Annotated in this window: 3 protein-coding genes; all 3 read left to right on the top strand. The window is 34.8% G+C overall.

Annotated features, from left to right (window positions below; genetic code table 11):
- Positions 1-467 precede the first annotated feature (467 nt).
- Positions 468-1,418, top strand: a complete 951-nt coding sequence (locus CHX27_RS01215; RefSeq protein ID WP_207758919.1) for a putative phage abortive infection protein — start codon at positions 468-470, stop codon at positions 1,416-1,418.
- Between the two features lie 176 nt (positions 1,419-1,594).
- On the top strand, positions 1,595-3,883 hold the full coding sequence (locus CHX27_RS01220) for an AAA family ATPase (protein ID WP_094484953.1): 2,289 nt from the start codon (positions 1,595-1,597) through the stop codon (positions 3,881-3,883).
- A gap of 163 nt (positions 3,884-4,046) precedes the next feature.
- Positions 4,047-4,757, top strand: a complete 711-nt coding sequence (locus CHX27_RS01225; RefSeq protein WP_094484954.1) for a restriction endonuclease — start codon at positions 4,047-4,049, stop codon at positions 4,755-4,757.
- Positions 4,758-5,456 lie beyond the last annotated feature (699 nt).

A 5,456-nucleotide genomic window follows, 5' to 3' on the forward strand; every position in this document is an offset into this window, starting at 1 on the left:
CTATCGGAATTCCCTTTTTGTTAATCTTTCAATCTCGAAATCTTTGCGAAGCTCCTTCCCGCTGTACGCTGTAGTCCTCGTAAAATACGGCAGGTTCACGCGCGCAGCATCCGGCTTCTGAGGTCGCCGTTTGCTTCGCGGTTCACCTAGCCGTCTTTTCTTGCGGGCTGCCGCTGCCATCGGGGCTAGGGCAAACGTTACCAAAAATTCGTGAAAAAATACCTATAAGTAGGTAGTTTTGGGAGGAAGGAATCCTTTAAATTAGCGAGGAGTAAAAGAGCAATATTTTTTAATTGCTAACACAAAAGGCGAAACAAGTGTCCAATTTAACATATCAAAAATACGCTTAATTTTTTTGACGCAAGGTGCTGTTATTATATAATTTAAGGGTGTTTATGAAAATTGGGAAAAGGGAGGGGACTTCGCCAATTGTTGAGTTGGCAGTGATTTTACCAAACGACACCGCAATGACAGAACAGACATTAGAAATTGAAATTGAGAACGCATCAAGACGAATTGAAACCCGACAAGGGGAAATTGATATTGAGCTTGGACAACTCATAACTCAAATTGACAGATACACAACTTGGGCTTGGCGATTTGTTTGGTTTGGTGCAGCAATTGGTGTTCTTTCAACGCTGTTTTTCTTATGCAAAAATAATGACAGCGGTTTTGGACTTAACTTACTAGGCGACTTTATGGCTGGGACAGTTGCTTCGATTTGGTCTCTTGCCGGACTATTTTTTATTTACGTTGCCTTCTTGGGACAAAAGCAACAGCTGTTAAATCAGCAATTAGAAATAATGTATAGTCAGCTTGAAGTAAAATATACAAGACTTGAACTATCTGGTCAGAAAGAAGAAATGATGCTGCAAAACAAAACTTTGCGACAACAAAAATTTGAGAACACCTTCTTTCAACTGCTGACACTTTTTAGCTCCATTGTAAACTCATTAGACTTAAGAAAATCACGTTCAAGCACGGAAGTAATTTCAACAGGTAGAGATTGCTTTGAAATATTTTACAAAAGACTTGTCATATTTCTAACAAATAGAAACCAACACACGGCAGGTTATAAAAAAGAGAACGCAACGCTTGACGAAGTTATCCTTGCATACGAAGACTTGTATAACAATGACAAATCAGATATGAGCCATTACTTTCGGACGATATACCACATCGTGAAGTTTGTGGACACTTCTGACATTGAGAACAAGAAACAATACATTGCAATTGCAAGAGCACAACTTTCAAGTTACGAGCAAATACTCATTTTTTACAACTGCTTACACGAAAATGGTAGTGAAAAATTCAAACCATTAATTGAAAAGTATTCGCTTTTCAAAAACATTGACGGTTCACTATTAATAAACAAAGACCATTTGACAGAATATGAAAACGGAGCTTATGGACGATAGAATAAAAACTACTGCTAACAGCACCTACCCAAAAGGCGGGGTTTCGTGTTCCAAAGACAGTTTTGTGGTTAATCAAACATTAGTTTTTCAAATCAAGTTTTGTGGTAAAAGTCACGCCCTTCGGGTAGCTGCAAAACGTTAGTAGCAAGGCCAAAACGACACACCAATAATAGACAATGGCAGACGACAAAATAACAACCATAATTAAGTGCCAAAACATTGCACCAATTGAAAACTTGACAAGAGAAATCAAATCAAGCTCTTTGAAAATGGGTGTGTTTGCTAACAACGGTAGCGGTAAGACATTTTTAAGCAGACTTTTTAGATTAACAGAAAAGCAGGACAAACTAATTTTAGACGAAAATGGCAAAAGCCCAACAGACAAGCTTTTGACTTTTGGTAAAAACAATGGAACATTTTCTTTTAAAATAACAGACAAAGACGGCAATGTAAAAGACGATTTCAGTGTTTCTGTTACTAAAGGACAAATCCCGACTATTCCCGACACAAAATATCTTTATCACACCTTTAACCAGGACTATGTTGAACAAAACATTAGAGTTTTAGGTTACGAGAAAGACAGCGACATTCAAGGTTTCATTTTAGGCAAAGTAAACATTGACTTAAAAGATGATGAGGATAATCTTCTTAAAATAGAAAAAGAAGGCAAAATATTATCTGAACAAGTTGAAAAGGAGATAAATACTTATGTAGAAGAAAACATAAGTAACATTCAAAACATCAAAAGACTTAGTGAATACTCTTATTTGAAACCAAACGAAATTTTCCAAGGCGTTGACAAAGATTTATACGAAGTTTCTAAAAGTATTGAAGACCTTTTTGCAGACTACAATAAAATCAAATCTGTTCCTGAAAATTTGGCAGACATTGAAAATATTAATAGAGTAGACATTGACTTCAGATCATTGAACGAAATCAAGGAAAATTTAAGCAAAGAATTTTCTTTGAGTTCATTAGCAGAAGAGTTTAAACAGAAAATCAAAAGCAAGCTAGTATTTGTTGAAACAGGAATGGAATTGCTTTCTGAAACAAAAGACAATACTTGTCCTTTCTGCGAACAAGAGTTACAAGAAAATGCTCTTAGTTTAATTGATAACTACACCAAATATATAAACGACACTGAAGCAAAAACAATAAAGCAATTCAAAGGAAACATAGAATTGTTGTCAAAAATTATTGACTTTTTCAAATCAATTGAAAATTCAAATTCAAAACGAATAAACCTATTTAATGAATATAAAACCAAGTATATTCCATCAAGCGAAGATGTTGAATTGGGATCAATAAACATTGAAGAAGCAAAAAATTCAATTCAAGTTTTTATTGACATTATTGAAGAAAAAGTTAAAGATATAAGCAAACCAATTCCGTTAGAAAATTCAATAATTGAAAACATTGAGAAACACCAAACTTTGTTAAACAGTATTATTGACTCAAACAATGAACAAATTGACATAATTAACATAAAGAAAAATCGAATAGGCGAAGAAAATAAAACAGTTAGAAAGGAAATTTGTAAATGTGCATATAATCATCTAGTTGAAACGCACAAAACAAACATTAAAAGCATTTTTCAATTACGAGAAAAATGGAAAACACTTGATACAGAAATTAAAAAAAAGAAAGAGCAACAAAAAGTCAGTAAGAAAGATAAAGTTGCTTCAACAATTAAATCGGTTTTAAATTATTTTTTCTCATACAAATACACACTTGACGAGGAAACGTTCAGACTTGTTTTTTATGAAAACGCACTAGAAAAAGACCAAGCGAAAGATGTTTTAAGTGAAGGAGAAAAGAACATTGTAGCATTTGCATACTATATTGGCGACACGCACTTGAAAGTAGAAAGCGAAGACGACTACGAAAAATTATTTTTTATAATTGATGACCCAATTTCAAGTATGGACTTTACTCACGTTTACACTCTTTGCGGTGTAATTCGTGACATTTCAAAAATCATTGACAAACTTAAACGTGAAAGACTAATAATCTTTACGCACAACAATGATTTTATGAGAGTTTTGACAGCAAACAAGATAGTTGACAAGAAATTGCTTTTGAAAAAAGGTGAATTGAAAGACTTCAACAATAATTTGACAGTTCCTTATATAAATCACTTAATGGACGTCTACAACATTGCAAGAAAAGGCGAAGTTGCAAATCACACTACAGCAAATTCCATAAGACATATAATTGAAACTTTGACGAAGTTTCAAAACGTTGACATCTCAAAAGATGGAATTGCTGAATACATAAAAAAGAACATTCCTAACGACACAAAATCATATACATTAATCAATGACCTTTCACACGGAGGTTGGAGAAGCGAACAATCTCCGATAACAGAAGACGACTACAAAGACGTATGCGAAATAATTATTAAGCACATCGAAAATGACTTTAAAGGACAAATTGAATACTGTGAAAAATTTAATGCTAACTAAAAGCCCAGCCACTAACAGCACCTACCCAAAAGTGGCGGTTCAGTGGTTAAATCAAGCATTGTGCTTCTATCAAAGTTTGTGCTTGGTTGACAGTGAAGAGCAATGAAATCGCCACCTTCGGGTAGCTGCAAACCGTTATGTGTAATGTTAAAACCAAACAACTATGATATTTGACAATGAACCAAACAATTGGAAGGAATTACAAAATTTTGTTGGACAAATGTTTAATGAATGTGGTTTTGATACAGAAGTTTCAAAAGTTGTTGATTTAGTTCGCGGAAAAAAAGAAATAGACGTCTATACTCAGGATAACTCAAGTGAATACAAACCTATTATTTTAGTAGAATGTAAATTCTGGGCAAGTCCAATTAGCCAAGAAACTATTCACTCTTTTAGGACAGTAGTTGCAGACTTTGGAGCGAATTTAGGATTTATAGTTTCTAAAAACGGATTTCAATCTGGTAGTTATGAAGCGGTTAAAAACACAAACATTCGGCTTGTTTCTTTAAAAGAATTAGAGAAAGAGTATTATGTAAAATGGAAACAAAATTTGACAAAGCAATATATGCCTTATGCAGACAAACTTTTTCCATATTGGGACTATCTAGGTAAAATGCCAATTGATGGTGGAACTATAGACTTTGAGAAACAACAACTAGTTTATTCTGCATATAGACCAATTTGTAGTTTGAGCCCAAGTGACCAAATGCTTAAAGGTTTTACTAGAAATTACCCAATGACAATACCAGTAATAAATGACGAACTAGCTCAAACAGGAACAATACAAATTGCAACAGACAGACAATATTTTGATTTTGTTGAACAAAACAAGGAGCAGGCTTTAAGACATTTTAAGAAACTATACAGAGAATAAACACTACACATAACACAGGTAACCGTTGCACAACTATCGCCTTTCGCCAAAAAATCGGAGATTCCTAATAATAACGAAATCAAATAAGAGGTATATAAGTGCGCTCGTTTGTAAAGTAGCGTGTAGTTCTCAAAAATAACGAAGCGGTAAAACGCCGCTCTACAAAGTCTCCAATCTTTGAGGTTACCATTAACTACACGCCACACCTTTTCATTGCCATCCACAGCCCTAACCCAAAATTCGTGGGTGCCTGAACGTGTCGAAGGCTTGTATTTTGAGAAGCTAGTCCCGATAGCTATCGGGATAGAAACGAGAAGCTAGTTCCGATAGCTATCGGAATCGATAAATTCACCATTTTACGTATCGTATTCCCACCTTGACCCACAATTTGGTGATTCTAGAGCGATTCTGGGAGTTAATCGCAAATGTTTATTTCACTTTTCGATTTCCTCCTTTTTTCTATTCTTTCGCTTTTTTTGCTTTTTCCCTTCTTTCCATTTTTTCGCTTTATTTCCGCGCGAACGGGTGGAGTGGCATCCTTTTTTGCGCTACGGTATTACCAGTATTGGTATGCAAAAAAGATAGAACGGAACACGTGACGGCGTGAACCTCTTTNGAAACGAGAAGCTAGTTCCGATAGCTATCGGAATCGATAAATTCACCATTTTACGTATCGTATTCCCACCTTGACCCACAATT

This window comes from Flavobacterium aurantiibacter, from assembly GCF_002251775.1.
Classification (GTDB): domain Bacteria; phylum Bacteroidota; class Bacteroidia; order Flavobacteriales; family Flavobacteriaceae; genus Flavobacterium; species Flavobacterium aurantiibacter.